Annotated in this window: 13 protein-coding genes; 12 read left to right on the forward strand and 1 reads right to left on the reverse strand. The window is 65.0% G+C overall.

Going from position 1 to position 20651, the window contains the following annotated elements; translation table 11 throughout:
- The 3 genes from AC3WUM_RS16355 to AC3WUM_RS16365 form a co-directional block, all read left to right on the forward strand.
- The coding region (locus tag AC3WUM_RS16355; protein ID WP_492411431.1) for a hypothetical protein at positions 1-207 on the forward strand (207 nt) is incomplete at its 5' end.
- Between the two features lie 13 nt (positions 208-220).
- Positions 221-550 carry a winged helix-turn-helix domain-containing protein gene (locus AC3WUM_RS16360; RefSeq protein WP_492411432.1) on the forward strand — a complete coding sequence of 110 codons (330 nt, stop codon included), beginning with the start codon at positions 221-223 and terminating at the stop codon, positions 548-550.
- Complete coding sequence (locus AC3WUM_RS16365) at positions 540-1088, forward strand: hypothetical protein (RefSeq protein WP_492411433.1); 549 nt, start codon at positions 540-542, stop codon at positions 1086-1088. Before AC3WUM_RS16360 ends, AC3WUM_RS16365 begins: the two co-directional genes overlap by 11 nt.
- Positions 1089-1116: 28 nt before the next feature.
- Here AC3WUM_RS16365 and AC3WUM_RS16370 read toward each other — a convergent pair whose 3' ends face one another.
- Complete coding sequence (locus AC3WUM_RS16370; RefSeq protein ID WP_492411434.1) at positions 1117-2796, reverse strand: amidase family protein; 1680 nt, start codon at positions 2794-2796, stop codon at positions 1117-1119.
- Between the two features lie 148 nt (positions 2797-2944).
- On the opposite strand from AC3WUM_RS16370, the gene AC3WUM_RS16375 reads away from it, so the two are divergent.
- From AC3WUM_RS16375 to AC3WUM_RS16415, 9 genes are all read left to right on the forward strand, one after another.
- Positions 2945-4576 (forward strand): amidase, encoded by a 1632-nt coding sequence (locus AC3WUM_RS16375; protein ID WP_492411436.1) that lies wholly within the window; start codon positions 2945-2947, stop codon positions 4574-4576.
- The gene (locus AC3WUM_RS16380; RefSeq protein ID WP_492411437.1) at positions 4573-6318 is read left to right on the forward strand and encodes an asparaginase domain-containing protein; all 1746 of its coding nucleotides are present in this window, start codon (positions 4573-4575) and stop codon (positions 6316-6318) included. Before AC3WUM_RS16375 ends, AC3WUM_RS16380 begins: the two co-directional genes overlap by 4 nt.
- Positions 6319-7043: 725 nt before the next feature.
- Positions 7044-8177 (forward strand): efflux RND transporter periplasmic adaptor subunit, encoded by a 1134-nt coding sequence (locus tag AC3WUM_RS16385; RefSeq protein ID WP_492411438.1) that lies wholly within the window; start codon positions 7044-7046, stop codon positions 8175-8177.
- Entirely contained in the window at positions 8174-11305 is a 3132-nt protein-coding gene (locus AC3WUM_RS16390; protein WP_492411440.1) for an efflux RND transporter permease subunit, read from the forward strand. The genes AC3WUM_RS16385 and AC3WUM_RS16390 overlap by 4 nt, the downstream gene beginning before the upstream one ends.
- 97 nt (positions 11306-11402) lie before the next feature.
- Positions 11403-12554 carry a cupin domain-containing protein gene (locus AC3WUM_RS16395; protein ID WP_492411442.1) on the forward strand — a complete coding sequence of 384 codons (1152 nt, stop codon included), beginning with the start codon at positions 11403-11405 and terminating at the stop codon, positions 12552-12554.
- Between the two features lie 301 nt (positions 12555-12855).
- Entirely contained in the window at positions 12856-13446 is a 591-nt protein-coding gene (locus tag AC3WUM_RS16400) for an RNA polymerase sigma factor (protein ID WP_492411715.1), read from the forward strand.
- Positions 13446-14504, forward strand: coding sequence for a FecR family protein (locus tag AC3WUM_RS16405; RefSeq protein ID WP_492411443.1), 1059 nt, complete (start codon positions 13446-13448; stop codon positions 14502-14504). Before AC3WUM_RS16400 ends, AC3WUM_RS16405 begins: the two co-directional genes overlap by 1 nt.
- Positions 14505-14735: 231 nt before the next feature.
- Positions 14736-17720, forward strand: coding sequence for a TonB-dependent receptor (locus AC3WUM_RS16410; RefSeq protein WP_492411445.1), 2985 nt, complete (start codon positions 14736-14738; stop codon positions 17718-17720).
- A 186-nt stretch (positions 17721-17906) separates the two neighbouring features.
- On the forward strand, positions 17907-20615 hold the full coding sequence (locus AC3WUM_RS16415) for a TonB-dependent siderophore receptor (RefSeq protein WP_492411446.1): 2709 nt from the start codon (positions 17907-17909) through the stop codon (positions 20613-20615).
- Positions 20616-20651: the final 36 nt, after the last annotated feature.

Genomic DNA, 20651 nt, shown 5'->3' on the forward strand with positions numbered 1-20651 from the left:
CTCCCGCTCTACAAAATCTCGACAGCGATTCGGGCAACCAGCTGTCTTTATTCGGGAATTAACCGGACAGTACTGGCCGAGGAGAAAGGCTGGCGCGAAGCATCGAGGAAGCCTGGCTGCTCCGCGGCAGGAATGTTTCGGCGCAATACCACCGGTGTACTCACAGCAAAATCGGCCCACAATAGAGGCCATATGGCCTACTTTTGAGGCATTAGACCCCGTGAGTATTTTCGGCAACGAGACCGCCGAGCGCACACTGCTCGCACTGCAAAACTATGGCGAAGGCTACGCACGGCAGATCGCCGATCTCTACGGGCTGCCGCACAGCGTCGTGCAGAAGCAATTGCTACGCCTCGAACGCGACGGTGTGCTGGTAAGCCAGCTCAAAGGGCGAACGCGCGTCTTCACCTGGAACCCTCGGTATCCTTTGCGTACGGAGCTTTCCGCCTTGCTCGAAAAAGCGCTGTCGCTGATACCTGAAAAAGATCGGGCTCGCTGGTTCTACTCCCGCAAGCGGCCACGCCGTACCGGGAAGCCGCTTGGATCATGATCGACGAACTCACTTCGCTCGAACACATCGCTGCTCTGGTCTCGGAGGCGTTGGCTCGGGCAGGCATCAACGCCGTCTTGAGTGGCGGGGCGGTGGTTCGATCTATTCGGAAAACGAATTCCAGTCCTACGATCTCGACTTCATTACCTCGCACGCGATGAAGGAAGTCGTCGCACCGCTCGCGGCACTGGGCTACGTCCGCGGCAAAGGACGCCACTTCACCCATCCGCGAACGCCGTACCTGATCGAGTTTCCACCGGGCCCCTTGATGGTCGGCGATCAGAGGGTCACTCGCAGTCACGAGCGGAAAACATCGATGGGCGTGATCCGACTGCTGACTCCGACTGATGCCGTGAAAGACCGGCTTTCCGCCTTCTTCTACTGGAGCGATCGCCAGTCTCTCGCGCAGGCACTGGCGATCGCGAGACGTCAGCCGGTCGATTTGCAGGATATCGAACGCTGGGCACTCGCGGAGCCGATGCCAGCTGCCGAGCGTTTCGGGATCTTCAGGAATCAGCTATCCGAAGGATCACTCTGAAATTCGGAAGCCTCGCTCTGCTCAGCCTTCAATACCGAATCGTCTCCCCCGCGAGCGGCTTCATGAGCGGCGACGGCTTGCGCAGATGCGTGGCCTGCTCGTAGGCGTAGGCCATGCCGATCAGCTTGGGTTCGTCGTAGGGCTTGCCGAAGATCGTGATGTCCATCGGCAGACCTTGTGTGCCGAAGCCCATCGGCACAACAACCGAGGGGAAACCCACCGAGCTGTAGCCCGACAAGGTCGCCGGTTGCGGCAGTTCCGACGTCACGTAGGCCTTGTCCTCGATCGTCTGGACCGGGTTCTTGATCGGCGGAGCGAAGCTGCTGAAGTACGGAAACACCAGCGCGTCGACGCCATAACGCTCGAATACGGCGAGCTTGTCGGCCGTCGCCTTCGGCATCGTCTCGTTGATGAAGGCCTTGTACTCGGGCGCATCGGTCGAGGTCGTCAGCGAAGTCTTGAGCAGGCGCATCACGCTGTCTTCGACCGGCAGCGCTGACTTCATCACCTCGGTTTCGTAGAGACGCACCATCTCGGCGACGGTCTTCGGCAGCTTGGGGTCTTTGAACGTGGCCAGGTAACGCTCCCAATCGGCCTTGAAGCGATAGTCCGACAGGCGCCGGATGTCGCGATTGCCTTCGCCGAGATAGCGCTGGACGAAAGCCGCATCCAGGCGAATGTCGACGGTCGTCGCACCGAGCTTGCGCATCTGCGCGATCGCCTGCTCGGCCAGCGCATCGATCTGCGGATCGCCGCCGAAGAAGTCGCGCACGATGCCGAGCTTCTTGCCCTTCAGGGCACCCGCGTCGAGATACTTCGTGAAGTCGAGATGCCCGTTCTCGACCGGATAGCGTTTCTGCATTTCGTCCCAGACGCGCAGGCCGAGCGCATCGGCCGCGTCCTTGAACGCGATGGTACTCAGCATCTGCGCCATGTCGGTGACGCTGCGCGCCATCGGTCCGGCCGAATCGAAGTTGAGATTCTTCGGAGCGATGCCGTCGCGCGAGATCAGGCCCGTGGTCGGACGCAGGCCGACGATGCCGTTGTAGGCCGCGGGTCCGCGCACCGAGGTGCTCGTATCGGTGCCGACCGCGAGCACCGCGAAGTTCGCCGCGATCGCCGCGCCCGAGCCGCTCGACGATCCGCCCGTATGCCGCTTGAAGTGATATGGATTGACGGTCTGCCCGCCGACCGAGTTGTAGCTGCCGCCGGCGAACTCGCCCATCGCCGCCTTGCCGAGGATCACCGCGCCGGCTTCGCGCAAAGCCTTGGCGATCGCCGCATCGTCGGGTGGAACCGCGTTGCGCAGTAGCGCCGAGCCATTGCTCGTCGGCATGTCGTAGGTGTCGACGTTGTCCTTCAGCAGCACCGGAATGCCATGCAGTGGACCGCGCGGCCCTTTGGCCGCACGCTCGCGATCGAGCGCCGCGGCCTGCTCGGCGGCGCGCGGATTCAGGCTCAGGATGGCGTTGAGCTTCGGCCCGCCGTCTTCATAGGCCGCGATGCGCGCAAGGTACAACTGCACGAGGCGCTCGGAACTCAAGGCGCCGGACTGCATCGCCGACTGGATGTCCGCGATCGTCGCTTCCTCGAGCACGAAGCGCTGGTCGGCCGCATCGAGCGCGGATGCGGCGAACAGCATCGCGGCGGCCAAGCAGAGCCGTGTCGGAGCGGGCAGCAGTTTCGACAGCGGGCGCGGAGTCTTCATCGTCGGATCGTGCGTATGAGTGTCTGCATTCAGACGCGCGCACCGGTGCCTCACCCCACTGCATCGATCGGCCACGCTGAGTCGAGGTGGGGTGTCGGCGAATCGAGCCCGTCTGACTCTGCGACACCCGCACGGATAGCCTCGCCCCATGGTTCCTACGCGAAACCACGCATCGAAGCGCGCGGCGCGCGGCTTCTTCGCCGCCGCGGCACTCCACGCCTCGTTCGCTGCGCATGCGGCCTTTCCGGTCGAAGAGACCAGCATCGCGGCGCTGCAATCGGCGTATCTGGGCGGAACAGCCAGCGCCGTCGAAGTCGTGCAGTCGCATCTCGCACGCATCGCCGCGTACGACAAGCGAGGCCCGCTGATCAATGCGCTGATCACGGTCAACCCGAAGGCGCTCGAAGACGCGGCCGCGCTCGATGCGGCGCTCAAGAAGACCGGCAAGCCGGTCGGCCCGCTGCACGGCGTTCCGGTGCTGATCAAGGACAATCTCGACGCCGTCGGCATGCCGATGACCTCGGGCTTCCAGGGCTGGAAGAACTACTACCCGCCGACCGATTCGCCGGTGGTGGCGAAGATCAAGGCGGCCGGCGGCATCATCATCGCCAAGGCCTCGCTGTCGGAATTCGCGCGCGGCGGCGGAGACAACATCAACTCGGTGGTCTCGGGCTACGCGCGCAATCCGTACAACACTGCGTTCGCGACCGGCGGCTCGTCGGGCGGAACCGGCGCCGGGCTCGCGGCGAGCTTCGGCGTCGTCGGCATCGGCACCGATACGGGCGGCAGCGTGCGCATGCCGGCCGCGCACAATGCACTCGCCGGCCTGCGCCCGACCGTGGGACTGGTCTCGCGCAGCGGCATGGTGCCGCTCAACAGCGTGCGCGACACCGCCGGCCCGATGGCGCGCAGCGTCGAGGACATGGCGATCCTGCTCGACGTGATCGCCGGCATCGATGCCGACGACGCCGCCACCGCGCGCGCCAAGGGCCACATCGCCAAGAGCTACAGCGCAGTGCTCAAGCCCGATGCACTCAAGGGCGCGCGGCTCGGCGTGCTCAGGCAGGTGTTCACCGACAAGGTCGCCGATCCGCGCGTGATCGCGCACTTCGACCAGACCATCGCCGAGTTGCGCGCGGCCGGCGCGACCGTGATCGAAGACTTCAAGGTCGAGGGCTTCGAGCAGATTCCGCGTCCACCGCAGACGCCGGCGCGGTTCAAGGACGACCTGGCCAAGTTCATCGCCAAACACCCCGGCATTCCGTTTGCGTCGGTGGAAGCGATCGCGAAGTCGAACCTGCTGCATCCGCTGCACCAGGCCGGTTTCGACGCGGCCGCCGTCGCCAAACCGGTTGCCGAAGATCCCGAGACCATCGAAGGCGCGGCCAACGAACAGCGCTATCGCGACATCTTCACCAAGGCGATGGATGCGGCCAAGGTCGATGCACTGGTGTTCCCGACCTGGGCGCAGCTGCCGGCGATCAATGGCGATCGCAACACGCAGCTCGTCGCCGATCCGAAGCCGGCTCCGAACGCAGGTCCGACCGCGCTCGGCAGCAGCCTGACCTTCGTCGGCAGCAGCCTGCAGTGGCCGGCGCTGTCGGTGCCGAGCGGCTATCTCGGCGAAGGCCTGCCCGTGGGCCTGCAGATCCTCGGCCGCGCCTGGGACGAAGCCCGGATCATCCGCTACGCGTATGCCTACGAACAGGCGACGCATCACCGCCATGCGCCGGCCAGCGTGCCGCCGCTGAGCCCCGCCGTTGCGAGCCTCGCCCGATGAGTCACGACGAACAGAAGATGCCGACGCTGCTCTGCATCGCCGCGATGCTGAGCGTCTTCAGCCTCGATGCCTACGGTGCCGAAGCCAAGCCCAAGATCGCGATCTTCTCGGGCCCGACCGCGACGATCCAGAACAACGAGCCCTTCGTCACGAGCATCAAGGCACGCGAGAAATACGGCCTGCCCGCGCTGATCGATGCGCATGGCCACGAAGCAAGCGTCGATGTGCTGAGACCGCAGCGGCTCGCCGCTCCCGTGAAGGTCTATGTCGAGCAGTTCTCGGCGCATCCGCTCGAGCGCGACGTCGCCGAGCTCTACGGCCCGCCCGACGGCTATCTCGACGCGAGCGGCGCGTTCTCGAAGGAACGTCGCTCACCCGAAGACAAGCCGGTGTACGAAGTCGAACTCAAGCCCGAGGACGGGCTGTATCCGCTGCCGTACATGGCGCGCCAGGTCGACGGCTCGGCCTGGGATTCGAACGCGACGAAGCCCGGCGCTCCGTTCGCCAAATCACGCCAGACGTTCTATCCGGACGCCTCGCGCATCTTCGAAGAGATCGAGCGCGAAGGCGCGAACCTGCAGTCGCTCGCGAGCTTCGATTTCTATCGCGCGGCGCCATCCGGCGGTTACACCAAGGGCCTCAAGGCCGAGCTGCGCACCGACGTCGGCAGCGGAGACATCGCGCCCGAAAAACCCGGCGTCGATTTCTTCCAGTACGGCGCCTACGGCACCTCGCCGACGCGCGCGGCGCTCGCCAGGGCCACCAACGTCGTGCAGGCGGCGATGGGCAGCGGCGATTACGCGGGCGGCATCTGGTTCGAAGGCTCGCCGAACATCGAGGATTCGGCGTACTGGATGAACCTGCTCATCGATACGCCGCAACCGCTCGTGTTCAACGCGGCCCAGCGCACGCGCGGCAAGATTTCGCCGGACGGCGACGCCAACATCATCAACTCGGTCGAGTACATCGTCTCCGAGGTCTGGAAGGACGCGCAGGGCAAGAACCAGCTCGGCGCGATCGCGATCCAGGACGACGTGCTCTACACCGCGCGCGAAATCACCAAGGGCGATGCGCGTCCAGGCGGCTACGTGCCCACCGGCGGCTTCGGCGGCTATCTCGGCGACACCGATCCGCTGACCGTGGCCTATGTTCCGAACCGCCTGCACACGCATCGCAGCGAAGTGCGCAGCACGCTGATTCCGGTCAAGGTCAAAGGCATCCAGCGCAATCCGAGGGGCGGCGTCAAAGTCATCGACGTGGCGCTCAAGAACGCCAGTGGAGAGCTGCTGCCGACGGCGATTCCGAACGTCGTCATCGTCAAGGGTTCACGCTGGTCGATCGTCGACGAATCGCGCAAGGCCGACGTGGCCGTCGACGTGCTCGCGCAGATCGACCAGGCGCTCGACGGCGAACCGCTGAGCGGCATCGCGGCCGAAGGCAACCAGGGCGGCAGCTTCGTTCCGGCCTACGACGCGGCCTTCGCACTCGCGGCTGCGAGCGGCATTCCGGTAGTCAAGGTTTCGCGCGGACCGACCGTCGGCTATCTCGCGGGCAATCCGGACAATCTGTTCATCGAGGGCAGCAACCTCAGCTCGACCAAGGCGCGCATGCTGCTGATGGCCTGCCTGATGCGCTTCGGCGCGCTGCCTCCGGCTGCCGATCCGTACAAGCCGACCGAAGCCGAGCTCAAGGCGATCAAGGCGCGCATCGCCGAATACCAGCGCGTGTTCGATACGCATTGAATCGATATGGAACTCCAGCCCAGCCTGGTTTGCGCTCGCTTGTCCCCTGTCCCGCTCGCGGGAGAGGGTAGTCCGGAGGACCGGGTGAGGGGCTGCTCGAAAAGCGAGCTCACTTTTCAGACGAGCCCTCTCTCCCCGCCATCGGCGGGACTCTCTCCCGCAAGCGGGAGAGAGGAACATCAGCGGAAACCGCGGAGCACGCCCATTCTGCAGTCCCCTCTCCCGCCTGCGGGAGAGGGTGGTCCGAAGGACCGGGTGAGGGCTTGCTCGAAAAGCGAGCTCACTTTTCAGACGAACCCTCTCTTCCCGCCTACGGCGGGACTCTCTCCCGCACGCGGGAGAGAGGAACATCAGCGGAAACCGCGGAGCACGCCCACTCTGCAGTCCCCTCTCCCGCCTGCGGGAGAGGGTGGTCCGGAGGACCGGGTGAGGGGCTGCTCGAAAAGGGAGCTCACTTTTCAGACGAGCCCTCTCTCCCCGCCTTCGGCGGGACTCTCTCCCGCACGCGGGAGAGAGAAACATCAGCGGAAACCGCGGAGCACGCCTCCTCTGCAGTCCCCTCTCCCGCTCGCGGGAGAGGGTGGTCCGAAGGACCGGGTGAGGGTTTGCTCGAAAAGGAGTTCATCTTTCAAACAAACCCTCTCTCCCCGCCTTCGGCGGGACTCTCTCCCGCAAGCGGGAGAGAGGAAACGCAGATCGCGCTTTAGGTGCCTCCGGAGTTCCGCATGCGGATGAAATCCGTGTTGCTCGCCTCGCTGCTGATCGCCGGCGCCGGTGCTCTCGCCTGGCCCAAGCTCTCGCCCTTGCTCAAGCCGCAGGCGACGGCAGCGCCGGCGAAGACCGGCGCCGCATCGACCGCGCTCAAAGTATCGGCCGTGCGCCTCGATCCGGTGGCCTTCACCGAAACGCTCAGTGCGACCGGCACCTTGATCCCCGAAGAAGGGGTCGAGCTGCAGGCCGAAACCAGCGGCAGGGTCATCGCGATCAATTTTCGCGAAGGTGCGCGCGTCGCCAAGGGCAGCCTGCTCGTCAAGCTCAACGATGCGGAGCTGCGCGCGACGCTCGCACGCGCCCAGCATCAGCTCGCGCTCGCCGAAACCCGCGAGCGCCGGCTCGCGCCGCTGATCAAGCAGGGCCTCGTGCGCCAGGAGGACTACGACATCGTCGCCTCCGAAGTGAACGTGCAGAAGGCCGAGATCGAGCTCACGCGCGCGCAGATCGACAAGACCGAGATCCGCGCCCCGTTCGACGGCGTGATCGGCCTGCGCTACGTCAGCGAAGGCGCCTTCGTCGGGGCGAGCACGCGCGTCGCCACCTTGCAGCGCCTCGACAAGCTCAAGATCGATTTCTCGGTGCCCGAGAAATACGCGGGCCGCATCCGCATCGGCAGCCCGGTGCAGTTCAGCGTCGCCGGTTCGGAGCGGCGCTTCGAAGCGACCATCTACGCCTACGATCCGCGCATCGACTCGGGCACGCGCTCGGTCCTGATCCGCGCGCAGACCGACAATGCGCAGCATCGCTTGCTACCCGGCGCCTACGCGAACGTCGAACTCGTACTCGATACGCTGTCCGGCGCGCTGCTGGTGCCGGCGGTGGCGGTGATTCCGGGGCTCAACGAAAAGAATGTGTTCGTGTTCCGCGATGGCCACGCCGAGCGTCGCAAGGTGGAAACCGGAACGCGCACCGCGACCACGGTGCAGATCCTGTCGGGCCTCGCGGCGGGCGACGTCGTCATCACCTCGGGCCTGCAGAATCTGCGCGCGGGCCAGGCGATCGCCATCGACGCGATCGCCAGCAGCGCTCCGGCGTCGAACACCGGCGCCGTCGTACCTGCGGCCAGGCTGCGCGGCGCGCCATGAACAAGCTCGCGAATGGCGGAGGCCTGGCCGAGCTCAGCATCCGCCGGCCGGTGCTCACGATCGTGCTGTCGATCCTGATCCTGCTCGCGGGCCTGCTGTCGATCGGCCGGCTCGGCGTACGCGAATATCCGGCCGTCGATCCGCCGTCGATCTCGATCACCACCTCGTATCCGGGCGCCGCCGCCGAAGTGGTGCAGGCGCAGATCACCGAGCCGATCGAGGAGGCCGTGAACTCGGTCGCCGGCATCGTCTCGCTGACCTCGACGAGCCGCGAAGGCGCGAGCCAGATCAACGCCGAATTCTCGCTCGACACCAATCTCGAAACCGCCGCGAGCGACGTGCGCGACCAGCTCTCGCGCGCGCTGCGCAACCTGCCCGCCGACGCCGACCCGCCGATCCTCAACAAGGCCGACGCGGATTCCTCGCCGATCTTCGGCATCGCGCTGTCGAGCGAAGCGCGCTCGCAGCTCGAGCTCGGGGCGTACGCGAACCTGCTCAAGGAACGCCTGCAGACGGTTCCGGGCATCGCCGCGGTCGATCAGCCGGCCGAGAAGAAGTACGCGATGCGCTTGTGGATGGACCCGGAGAAACTCGTCGCCTACGGCATTTCGCCGCTCGACGTGCGCTCCGCGCTGCAGCGCGAGAACATCGAGCTGCCATCGGGACGCATCGAAGGCGAATCGATCGAACTGCCCGTGAAGACGCTGTCGCGCCTCAACACGGCGGAGGAATTCGACCGCCTCGTGCTCAAACGCGATGGCGATCGCATCGTGCGTTTGCGAGACGTCGGCTACGCCGAGCTCGGCGCCCAGAACGAGCGCGGCGCGCTGAAGATGGGAAACAAGCCGATCGCCGGGCTCTACTTCAAGCAGCAGCCCGGCGCGAACCAGATCGAGATCGTCGATGGCCTGCGCGCACGCCTCGCGCAGATCGAGAAGGATGTTCCGGACGACATCCGCATCGACATCGCCTACGACAACACCGAGTACGTGCGCCGCTCGCTGCTCGAGGTGTCCGAGACCATCTTCATCGCGTTCGCGCTCGTGGTGCTCGTGGTGTTCGCGTTCTTTCGCGAATGGCGCACGACGCTGATTCCGGTGCTCGCGATCCCGGTCTCGATCGTCGGCGCGTTCGCGGTGATGGCGGCGGCCGGTTTCTCGATCAATGTGCTGACGCTGCTCGGCATCGTGCTCGCGATCGGCCTCGTCGTCGACGACGCCATCGTCGTGCTCGAGAACATCTACGCCAAGATCGAGAACGGCATGGCGCCGATGCAGGCCGGCATCCAGGGCACGCGCGAGATCTTCATGGCGGTGGTCTCGACCACCATCACGCTGGCCGTGGTGTTCCTGCCGCTGCTGTTCATGGGCGGCCTGTCGGGCCGGCTGTTCCGCGAATTCGGCGTCACCATCTCGGGCGCGGTGCTGATCTCGGCCGTCGTCGCGCTGACCTTGACGCCGATGCTGAGTTCGCGTCTGCTCAAGCCGCACCAGGCCCACGGCTGGCTGTTCACGCGCACCGAGCCTTTCTTCACCGGGCTCGAAGCCGGCTACGCCCGCAGGCTCGCGGGCTTCCTGCGTCACCGCTGGATCGCCCTGGCGATACTCGCGGCCGCGGGCGCGATCATCGCCGCGCTGTTCGTGCAGCTGCCGCGCGAGCTGTCGCCGCTTGAGGATCGCGGACGCATCTGGCTGCGCGCGACCGGAGCCGAAGGCGTCAGCTACGAATACATGCAGGGCTTCATGGATGACCTCACCGAGGCCACCACCGCCCTGGTGCCCGAAGCACAGGTGCTGATGACGCAGGTTCCGGGCACCGGCGGCGGCAACGGCGTGCAAGGCGTGATCAACAGCGGATTCATTCGCATCTTTCTGAGCGAGAAGGAGCATCGCGAACGCAGCCAGGGACAGATCGCCGAACAGCTGCGCGTGCTGCAGAACCGCTTCACCGGGGCGCGCGTCAACATCACGCAGGAGGCGACCATCGGCGAGCGCCGCGCCAGCGAAACCGGCGTGCGCTTCGTCGTGCAGGCACCGACGCTCGCCGATCTGCAGGATGCGCTGCCGCACTTTCTCGACGAGGCGCGCAAGCGTCCAGAATTCAGCTTCATCGACTCCGATCTCAAATTCAGCAAGCCCGACGTTCGCCTGTCGATCGATCGCGACAAGGCGCAGACGCTCGGCGTTTCGGTGCTCGACATCGGCCAGACCTTGCAGGCCGCGCTGAGCGGACAGCGCTACGGCTACTTCGTGCTCGATGGCAAGCAGTACGACGTCATCGGCCAGTTCACGCGCGACTTTCGCTCGAGCCCGCGCGATCTCGGGCGCATCGCGGTCCTGCCCGACAGCTCCGCTTCCGGCGCCGCCGTTCCGGTGCGCCTCGACAATCTCGTCAGCCTGACCGAAAGCAGCTCCCCACCCGAGCTCTATCGCTACAACCGCTACAACTCGGCGACCGTTTCGGGCACGCTCGCGAGCGACGCGACGATCGCCGACGGGATCCAGGCCTTCGAAGCGGTGGCGCAGGCCACGCTCGATACACGCTTCACCACCTCGCTGACCGGACAGGCGCGCGACTTCGTCGAAAGCGCGTCCTCGCTGGGCTGGGTGTTCGTGCTCGCGCTGCTGCTGATCTACCTCGTGCTCGCCGCGCAGTTCGAGAGTTTCGTCGATCCGTTCGTGATCCTGCTGACGGTTCCGCTCGCGCTGGCCGGGGCGCTCGCGGCGCTGTGGTACTTCGATCAGACGCTCAACATCTTTTCGCAGATCGGCCTGATCATGCTGATCGGCCTGGTGACCAAGAACGGCATCCTGATCGTCGAATTCGCCAATCAGCGCCTCGAAGACGGCGCCGCGAGTCCGCTCGCCGCCGTGCAGCACGCGGCGGCCGCGCGCCTGCGCCCGATCCTGATGACCACGCTCGCGACCATCCTGGGCATTCTGCCGATCGCGCTCGCACTCGGCGCCGGTGCCGAAAGCCGCACCTCGATGGGCATCGCGGTGATCGGCGGGCTGATCGGCGGTGGCGTGCTGACGCTGTTCGTGATTCCGGCGATGTACGTGCTGCTCGGCAGCCGCAAGCGCAAACCGCTGCAAGCCGACGCCGAAGCCAGCGCCTTGCCCGCGTGATTCCAACGTGATTCCAGCACGACGCCGGCGATGAGCGAGGCTTTTCAGGATCGGATCGTGCATCGTGCAGGTTCAGGCGCCACCACCGAGTGCACCGATGCTCGATTTCGGCCTGACGACTGAAGACTTCCTGCGGCAGCATTTCGAGCGTCGTCCGATGCTGCGCAGGGCCGCGCTGCGATCGCAGGGCTTCTCGTGGCGCGATCTCGATGAGCTGCTGCACCACATTGAACCGACCGAAGCGGGATTCCAGCTGTTTCGCAACGGCCTGGTTCCACAAGCGCAATACACCCACGATTCGACCACGATGGGCCTGCAGCGACGCCGCCTGCACAAGCGGCGCTTCTGGGCTCTGCTGCATTCGGGCGCGAGTGTCGTCCTCAACCGGCTCGAACATCAATCCGGCGCGATGCAGCGGCTATGCTCCGAAGTCGCGCGCTTCTGCAGCTTGCCCACGAGCGGCAACGCCTACCTGAGCATCGGTGGAGACGGCAGCTTCGGCCGTCATTGGGATACGCACGACGTGTTCGCCGTGCAGCTGATCGGCTTCAAGCGCTGGCGCGTATTCGAGCCGACACAGATCCTGCCGCTCGCCGAGCAGACCAGCCAGCGTTCGCCGCTGCCCTGCCCGGCCCAGCCCGTTCTGGACGTGACGCTGCAGGCCGGCGATCTGCTGTATCTGCCGCGCGGCTGGTGGCACGAGGTATTGCCGGGCGATCAGCCGAGCTTTCATTTTTCGATCGGCAGCTACACGGCCACCGTTCAGGACTACATCGTCTGGGCGAGCCAGCAACTGTTGCCCGGATATGCGGGCGCGCGCCGCAGCCTGCTGCCGGGCGCGCCGCTCGAGGATGTCGCCGCGAGCCTGCAGGCCCTGCAGTCGCAGGCGACGAAACCCGAATGGCTGGCGCGTTTCCATGCCGAGCGCGGCGAACGCGAAAACCGCTGCACCGGTTTCGATACCGAACTGTTCCTCGCTCGCGATGCGGCCTCGTTGCTGAACGCTTCGACCCGGATCGCGCTGATCGCCGGCGTGCATATGAGCGGCGGGCAGCTGGAGCTGCTCGGCAATGGCTCAAAAATGAGCATCGACGGAATCGCGCGCGCCATCGTGATGCTTTTGTCGAATCGCAGTTCGTGCAGCCTGCAGGAACTCGGCGAACACTTGCCGCAGGTACCGACCGGCGCACTGCGTTCGGTGCTGCTCGAGCTCGCGACGCACGAACTGGTTTCGGTCGAAAGAAGCTGATTTCCAAGCACGGGGCTTTTGCCTACGCAAAAAAACGCATCGAACGTGGTAGGGGTCGGGGCTTGCGTCCCGTCTGAATCACGAGGTGGACTGCGATCACTGATACGCACGCTAAATCGGGGCTTTCCGGGCGAAAAAATTACAGCTCAAACTGCAATCCACATTACTCATCGGCATGGGATTTGCTCGATGCCCTCTGCGATCGGCAGGTGTTCAGCGATCCACGATGAAGTCGTCGGGCCAGGCCGGTTCGAGTCTTCGGTTCTCGAACCTGAAGCGCGATTCTTAGGGATTCTTGGGGATGAGCGGCGGACCAGAAGATGTCATAGCCAGCGGGGAGATCGCGTTCGACCTCACGCAGTCGCTGTCTCGCGACGCGCTGTCGGTCCAGAGCACGATCCGCCGCTATCACGATTCGCTGGTTCATTTCCTGCGCCAGCGTCTGCGCAGGCCCGAAGACGCGCTCGACGTTGCACAGGAAGCCTACATCCGCCTGCTGCAGTACGAAGGCTCGCGCGAGATCCAGTCACCGTCGTCGATGCTGTTCCGCATCGCCATCAACGTGGCCAACGATCTGGAGCGCGCCGAGCAGGTGCGCCGGGCTTCGGATCAGGTCAGCGTCGATGACGTCGAGCTGGTCGCCGACACTCCCTCGCCCGAGCGGCAGGTCGCCGGCCAGCAGGAACTGGCCCAGCTCAAAGATGCCATCCGCCTGTTGCCGCCCAAGTGCAAGCAGGTGTTTCTCCTGAGCCGCGCACGCGGCATGACCTACCCGGAGATCGCCCGTCATTGCGGCATCTCGGTCAAGATGGTCGAGAAGCACATCAGCCATGCGCTGGCCGTTTGTCTGAAGAAGGTAGGGGGTTGCCAGGAGGGCGCGTCTCAGGGTTGATGAACGAAACCAAGACCGAGGCAACGCTGGAGGAAGCCGCGCGCTGGTCCGCGCGGCTGTGCGCGCCCGACTGTTCCGATCGTGACCGCGCCGATTTCGAGCGCTGGATGCTGGCGGACGAGTCGCACGCGGACGCCTTTGCAGCGACACAACTCCTTTCCGATGGTGTCGGCCTGCTCGCCGATGCCGATGCCGAACTCGCGGCGATGGCCGACGAGGCCTATGCGATGGGCGCGGGAGACGATCCGGCTTGCGCCCGCGCGACGGTACCGCCGCGCAGCGCGCAGCGGCGGCAGCGCGCACCGCAGCGGCGTCGCTGGGCCCTGCCCGTGGGCCTGGCGGCGGGTGTCGTCGCGGCGGTCGTCGGTCTGAGCGCGCTGCAGCCGCATCACCTGGTGCCTTCCGGCGATCTGTATTCCGCGGTCGACGCCGCCAGACGCATCGAACTGGCAGACGGCTCCGTCGTGCAGCTCGATGTCGGCAGCGAAATGCGCGTGGAACTGACGCCGCGCGAACGCCGCATCGATCTCGACAAGGGGCGCGCGCTGTTCGAAGTCGCGCACGACAGCACGCGGCCGTTTTCGGTTTCGGCCGCGCGCTCGCGCACCACGGCGCTCGGTACGCGCTTCCAGGTGCAGAACGACGCGGACACCGTCATCGTCACCTTGACCGAAGGCTCGGTGGCAGTCGAAGGCCTCGGTTCGCGGCATCCGCACCGCGAGCGCCTGGAACCCGGCGACCAGTTGCGCATCGCGCCCGATCGCGACGACAGCTGGAGCCGTCGCCGTGTCGATTCCGACGTGGTGACGAGCTGGTCCCACGGCCGCCTGGTGTTTCGCGGCACACCGCTTTCCGAAGCGCTGACCGAGATCAATCGCTACTCCAAGGTGCAGGTCCATCTCGGCGATCCCGACCTTGGACGGCTGCTCGTCAGCGGCAACTTCATTCCGGGCGACAGCCGCTCGATCGCATCGGCGATCGCGTCGGTGCTGCCGCTGAGGCCGATCGAGAACGGCGACGAAATTTTGCTGTTCGGACTCTACGGAGCCGGCGACTGAACCACGGTCTTCAGACCGCGTTTTACCTAGCCTCCGGTTCGATGCCGGTGTGGAGCAAAGCGGCTCCACGCCGAGGCGTAGCGAACGAGACGAGCGAGCGGTATCCGATCCGACCGAGGAACGGGCGGACGTTTGCACTGTGTCGGCCGCGCCCCGCGGGCCGACCTTGGGACGCCATTGAACGCGAAGTCGAGTCCAACGACGGGCCGGCCATACCGACCCATGAGGCACGTGCTGGCGACCGCCCTGGCGGCCGCGACGATCGTCTCGCTTGAACCCACGCACGCGCAGGCTCCGCAGGCTTCCGAGCACCGTCCAGGCCTGACGGCCACCATCGACTTTTCGATTCCGCACGGGCGCCTCGACGATGCGCTCGACCGTTTCAGCGAGCAGGCCGGGCTGCAGATCGTCTACGACCCTAGCGTCGTGCACGGCCGCTCGGTGCCCGCGACGCTCGGGCGCATGCGCGCCGACCAGGCGCTGCGCAAGCTGCTCGACGGCTCCGGTCTGCACTGGACGCTGATCAACGGCCACACGGTCGCCATCCGCGGGGTAGCCGAGCCGCCTTCGTTGCCCCCGTCGATCGATCCCGCGGTGCCCGCCCCGGCCACCGGCGACCTGCCGGGCAGCGGCGTGGTCGTGCTCAGCGACATCCAGGTCAGCGCCGATCCCTTGCGCGGGCTGCCGATCGAAGCCATCAACACGAGCTTCGGCTTTTCCAAGTCGATGCTCGAGACGCCGCGCTCGGTGTCGATGATCAGCCAGGAGACCATCGATCGCTTCGGGCTCTCCGCGGTCGAGGATCTGGTTCGCGTGGTGCCGGGCACCTTCACTCCGACCCGCTTCGGCATCCAGGGCGGGATCGACGTGCGCAGCGTACCTGCCGACACCTTCTTCCGCGGCATGAAGCGGCTCAATCTGCAGGGACATGCACCGACCGTGCTGTCGGCGATGGATTCGATCGAAGTGGTCCGCGGACCGCCCTCGCCGCTTTACGGCATGGGCAAGATCGGCGGCTACACCGACATGATTCCGCGCTCCGGACGGGCCGCCGACGGCAGCTACCTCGATCGGTCGCACGGCCAGGTCAGCGCGATGGTCGGCGATTACAGCGCGACCGACCTGAGCAGCTCGCTGCAAGGGCCGCTGAAGGTCGGCCAGGCGCGTGGCGGATACCACCTGTTCGGCATGATCATCGACAGCGAGACCTATGCCCGCGGCGTGCCGCTCGATGCTTCGATGCTGCAGGGCGGCGTCAGCATCGAAGAACTGGTGCCGCGCTTCCGGCTCGAAGCCGGCCTCAGCGCGCAGAAATCACGCAGCGGCGGCGCGCTGATCGGCCGCTTCACCCAGGAGCTCGCCGACAGCGGGCGCTACATCCGCGGCCTGCCGCTGATCAATCTCGATCTCGACCACAACGGCTCGATCTCGTATCGCGAATACAACACGGCGTCGGCCGTTCGCGGCTCGCTGTCGCTCTCGAACCAGCCGCTGTCGCAGCGCTGGGACTGGCCGCTCGACGCCGACGGCCGGCCGCTGACGGTCGACCAGTTTCCGAAGGTGCCGGGCATACCCGAAGCGATGTTCGATTACCTGCAGGCGCATCCTGAGGCCGATCCGGGCGGACTGCTGCGCGCCCAGGGGATCGGCGGTCCATTGCCGCGCAGTGGCTACGTGCCACTGGGCTTCATGCTCGATCCGCGCACGGTGGGCTACGACAAGCTCGATCTGCGGCGCTTCGCCGCGTTCGAGCGCGAGCTGCACGCCGATCTCGCGACCGCCTACATCGACTTGATCGACGATCGCGATCCGGACTTCACGATGAAGAACCAGCTGTTCTTCGACGGCATGGATCAGTACAAGATTTCGGAGCAGCCGTTCGGAACCGAACAGAAGCCGCGCATCTTCGAAGAGAAGTTCACCATCACGCGCCGCCTGCCGCGGCAGCCCGCCTGGCTCGACGTCAACAGCCTAGCCTCGATCAATTATCGCCATACGAGCTCTCCGAGCGGACAGTGCTTCGGTGATTTCAGCACCCACCGCACCGATGCGATGGCGGACACCTGGCAGGACAGCCTCGGCGGAATGACGCCCAACACCACGTTCACGAACTGCCTCGTCGATTCGAGCTACGAGACCGGCTTTCCGTACACCGACCACGGCAAGACCAGCTTCAGCGAATTCGGCCTCGGCGTGCTGTTCGACGTCGCCATCGCGCGTTCGACCAATCTGCTGATCGGCGGACGCATCGATGGCTCGGAAGTGCATAACGTCGAATACGCCGGCACGATCAACGTCAACACCGGAACCGCCAGCGCACCAGGCGCGATCGTCGACCGATCGACGGCCGCCCGCGGCTGGGACGAGGGTGTCTCGTGGACCTTCAGTCTGTCGCACGAAGTGCTGCCGGGCATCCGTCCGTACTTCACGATCGCCCAGGAAAGCCTCACGCTCGACAACAACGCCAATCGCATTTCCAACGCCATCGTCGAAGCCGGGCACATCGGCCAGTCGCGCTTGCGCGAACTCGGGCTCAAGGCCAGCCTGCTCGACGACCGCCTGTTCTTCAGCACGGCGCTGTACGAGCAACGTCGCATCAACGTCAGCAATCCGGAAGACCCGACCATCACCGTCGAAGCCTCGTCCACCGTCACGCGCGGTTGGGAAAGCGAGGTCAAATGGGTTCCGACGCCCAACGTCTTCGCTTCGTTCTACGCGCTGTCGCAGAAGACCTTGTACGACCCGAACCGGGGCGGCGTCATTCTGATCGACGCACGCTCGCTCGGCTTCCAGGACGTCGTCGATCCCGCCACCGGCGAAGTGGTCTATCCGGCCGAAGCCTTTCTGTTCGGTGGCCGCGCCTTCATCCAGTTGCCGCCCGGCGTCGAGGCCTATCGCGAAAAGCAGGGCAACCCGAACGTGCAGCTCGGCGCGTCGCTGACCGCACGCCTGAGTTCGGGTTTCGGATTCACGCTCAGCGGCAATCACTTCTCGGCAGTGCCGGCCGGCCGATTGCAGCTGATCGAACTGCCCGCTTCCACGGTATTCAACGCCGGCGCTTTCTACGATCGCGGCCAGTGGCAGTTGCGCGCGGACGTCTTCAACTTGAACGGCGAACGCTACTTCCGCGCACGAACCGGAGACACGCTCGCCGATCTTCCGGTTTCCGCGATGCCCGATCGGCGCTTCCAGTTCACGGTCTCGCATTGCTTCTGAATGTTTTTTCGTAAGGAGTGAGGCGTGAGGCGAAAAAGCCCCGCTTCACTTCCTGCGCCTCACGCATCACGTCACCTTCGCGAATCATTACCTCGTTGTCAGGTAGGGGGGACACGAAAAGCTCACGTCTGATTCTTCGACAGGCCGCACGCAAGTGCTTGGCGAGGTATCTAAACAGGAGAGCTCATGCGCAGTCCTAACGAGCGCAAGCGCAGCATGCCTGCGCTTGGCTTCAAAGCAACCGATCTGGCGATCGCACTCGCTGCCTTCATCGCAACGAGTGTGCATGCCCAGAGCACAGAAGCGGGTGGATCGTCGGCGGAATCCGATGCCGCCGTGCTCACCGACATCGTCGTGAGCGAAGATCCGCTCGCCTCGATCGCGAACGAAACCACGGGCTCGTCGATCGGCTTCGCAAAGCCCATCCTCGATACGCCGCGTTCGGTTTCCTTCGTCAGCTCCGAGCAGATTCAATTGCTCGGCATCAGTTCGGTCGACGATCTGACGCGCGTGGTTCCAGGCACTTTCACCACCACGCGTTACGGCCTGCAGGGCGGCATCAACGTGCGCGGCGTCGCGGCGGACATGTATTTCCGCGGCATGAAGCGCATCAACATGCAGGGCAATGCGCGAACCTCGCTCGCGGCGATGGATTCGATCGAGGTCATCAAAGGACCGCCCTCGCCGATCTTCGGCATGGGCAAGATCGGTGGCTACAGCAATCTCACGCCGAAGTCCGGCCGGGCCAAGATCGGCACGTATCTCGAGCAGGCGCAAGGCTTCGCGCAGGTCGTCGGCGGCGACTACATGAAGTCCGAAATCTCGGCCGGCGCCGGCGGTCCGATGACCATCGGCAACAAGACCGGCGGCTATTACGTCTACGGCCTGCTCGAGGATTCCGACACCTACATCAAGAAAGTCGGCGTCACCCAGCGCATCATCCAGGCGACCTCGACGCTCGACAATTTCATCGGCCCGTTCAGGCTCGAAGTCGGCACGCAGGCGCAGAACTCGATCACCTCGGGCGCCTACATGAACCGCGTGACGCAGCGCCTGCTCGACGACGGCATTTACATCTCGGGCCAACCGCTCATCAATCTCGACCGCAATGGCGACGGCGCGATCGGTTTCAAGGAAACGCATGAAATGTCGCCGATCAAGGGCAACGTCAGCGGTTCGAACCGGCCGCTGAACCAGACCTTCGCCTGGCCGATGTGCGACGGCGTGCCGTGTCAGCCCGACGAGTTTCCGAAGATCAAGGGCATTCCGCAGACGATGTACGACTATCTGCTCGCCAACCCTGCCGCGGATCCGACGGGACTACTGGTCGCACAGGGCCCCGGCGGACCGGTGCCGACTTCAGGCCAGCTGCCGATCGGCTTCGTTCTCGATCCGCGCACGGTGCAGCAGGTGAAGGTCGACCAGCGTCGCAACGGTGCCTTCGAAACCGAGCAGAACGCGCGCCTGGCGGTGATCTACGCCGATCTGGTCTACGACGCCGACCCGGACTTCCAGCTCAAGAACCAGTTCTTCCACGACTTCTTGGATTCGTACAAGAACTCCTACCTGCCCTACGGTGAAAAGCAGGACATTCACTTGTGGGAAGACAAGATCACGGCGACCTATCGCATCCCCGACGAGAAGCTGCCCGAGTGGCTGCGCATCAACACGCTGGCCTCGATCAACTATCGCGAAACCTTCGGCAAGATCACGAGCTCCGGCGGCGACTTCGACTATCGCCAGGACGTGATGTTCAACGACGGCAATCACTACCCGAACACGATTTTCTGGAACTGGCTCGACAATCCGAGCTACGACACCGGTGCGCCGACGACGACGGTGCGCGACAGCACCTTCAGCGAAATGGGCGTCGGCACGATGTTCGACATCGATTTCTTCACCAACACCAACCTCGTGCTCGGAGCACGCTGGGACAACTCCAAGGCCGAAGCCAACGACTACGATCGCTTTAACGAAAACGCCAGCAACGCGGTCAACAACGGCGTCTGGCTGCCGCAGCGCACGACGCGCAGCTGGGATGACGGCACCTCCTGGAGCGTCAGCCTCTCGCAGAAATTGCCCGGCGGCATCCGTCCGTACATCACCAAGGCCTTGTCGAGCGTCACCCTCGACGGTGCCAACAACATCATCGTCTACGAGACCGTCAACGCGCCTGGCGGCCATATCGGCGAGGCCGAACTGCTCGAGTACGGCGTCAAGGGCAGCTGGCTACAGGACACGCTGTTCTTCACGCTCTCGCACTTCAAGCAGACGCGTACGGACATCAGCAGCGCTGCCGATCCGACCGCTTCGGCCGAAGTGTCGTCGACCGAGACCAAGGGCATCGAAACCGAGCTCAAGTGGTCTCCGGTTCCGAACGCATCGATCCAGGCCTACGCCCTGTTCGCCAAGGCCAAGTACATCATTCCGCAATCCGGCGCCTACGAGTTCAACGGTCGCGATCTGGGCTTCCAGGACGTGCTCGACGACAACGGCAACGTGGTCTACCCGGCCGAAGCCTTCCTCTACGGCGGCCGCGTGCAGATGACGATTCCAACCGCGATCCTCGAGCAGTACAACGCGCGCAACGGCTCGCCCGAGACGCAGCTCGGCCTGAACATGAACTACCGCTTCCGCAACGGCATCGGCGTGCTGCTCGGCGGCAACTGGTTCTCGTCGACGTATGCCGACCGTCTCGAGATGCTCAAGGTGCCGTCGACGACCACGATCAATGGCGCCGTCACCTACGACACCGGCAACTGGCACCTCAAGGTCAACGGCTACAACATCACCGACGAGCGTGTTTTCCGCGCCCGCAACAGCGACACCGGCACCAACCTGATCTCGGTGATGCCGCGTGTCCGCTACGAGTTCACCGTCAAGCTGGATTTCTGATGAGGCGGCATCGAATGGTTGAGAGATTTCACTTCA

Source organism: Hydrocarboniphaga sp. FW305-C-57 (genome assembly GCF_058783045.1).

Bases quoted from the DNA above. Each gene is read 5' to 3' on its own strand.
- AC3WUM_RS16400 (WP_492411715.1), top strand. From the start codon at position 12,856: ATGAGCGGCGGACCAGAAGATGTCATAGCCAGCGGGGAGATCGCGTTC.
- AC3WUM_RS16370 (WP_492411434.1), bottom strand. From the start codon at position 2,796: ATGAAGACTCCGCGCCCGCTGTCGAAACTGCTGCCCGCTCCGACACGG.
- AC3WUM_RS16375 (WP_492411436.1), top strand. From the start codon at position 2,945: ATGGTTCCTACGCGAAACCACGCATCGAAGCGCGCGGCGCGCGGCTTC.
- AC3WUM_RS16385 (WP_492411438.1), top strand. From the start codon at position 7,044: ATGCGGATGAAATCCGTGTTGCTCGCCTCGCTGCTGATCGCCGGCGCC.
- AC3WUM_RS16415 (WP_492411446.1), top strand. From the start codon at position 17,907: ATGCGCAGTCCTAACGAGCGCAAGCGCAGCATGCCTGCGCTTGGCTTC.
- AC3WUM_RS16395 (WP_492411442.1), top strand. From the start codon at position 11,403: ATGCTCGATTTCGGCCTGACGACTGAAGACTTCCTGCGGCAGCATTTC.
- AC3WUM_RS16390 (WP_492411440.1), top strand. From the start codon at position 8,174: ATGAACAAGCTCGCGAATGGCGGAGGCCTGGCCGAGCTCAGCATCCGC.
- AC3WUM_RS16405 (WP_492411443.1), top strand. From the start codon at position 13,446: ATGAACGAAACCAAGACCGAGGCAACGCTGGAGGAAGCCGCGCGCTGG.
- AC3WUM_RS16380 (WP_492411437.1), top strand. From the start codon at position 4,573: ATGAGTCACGACGAACAGAAGATGCCGACGCTGCTCTGCATCGCCGCG.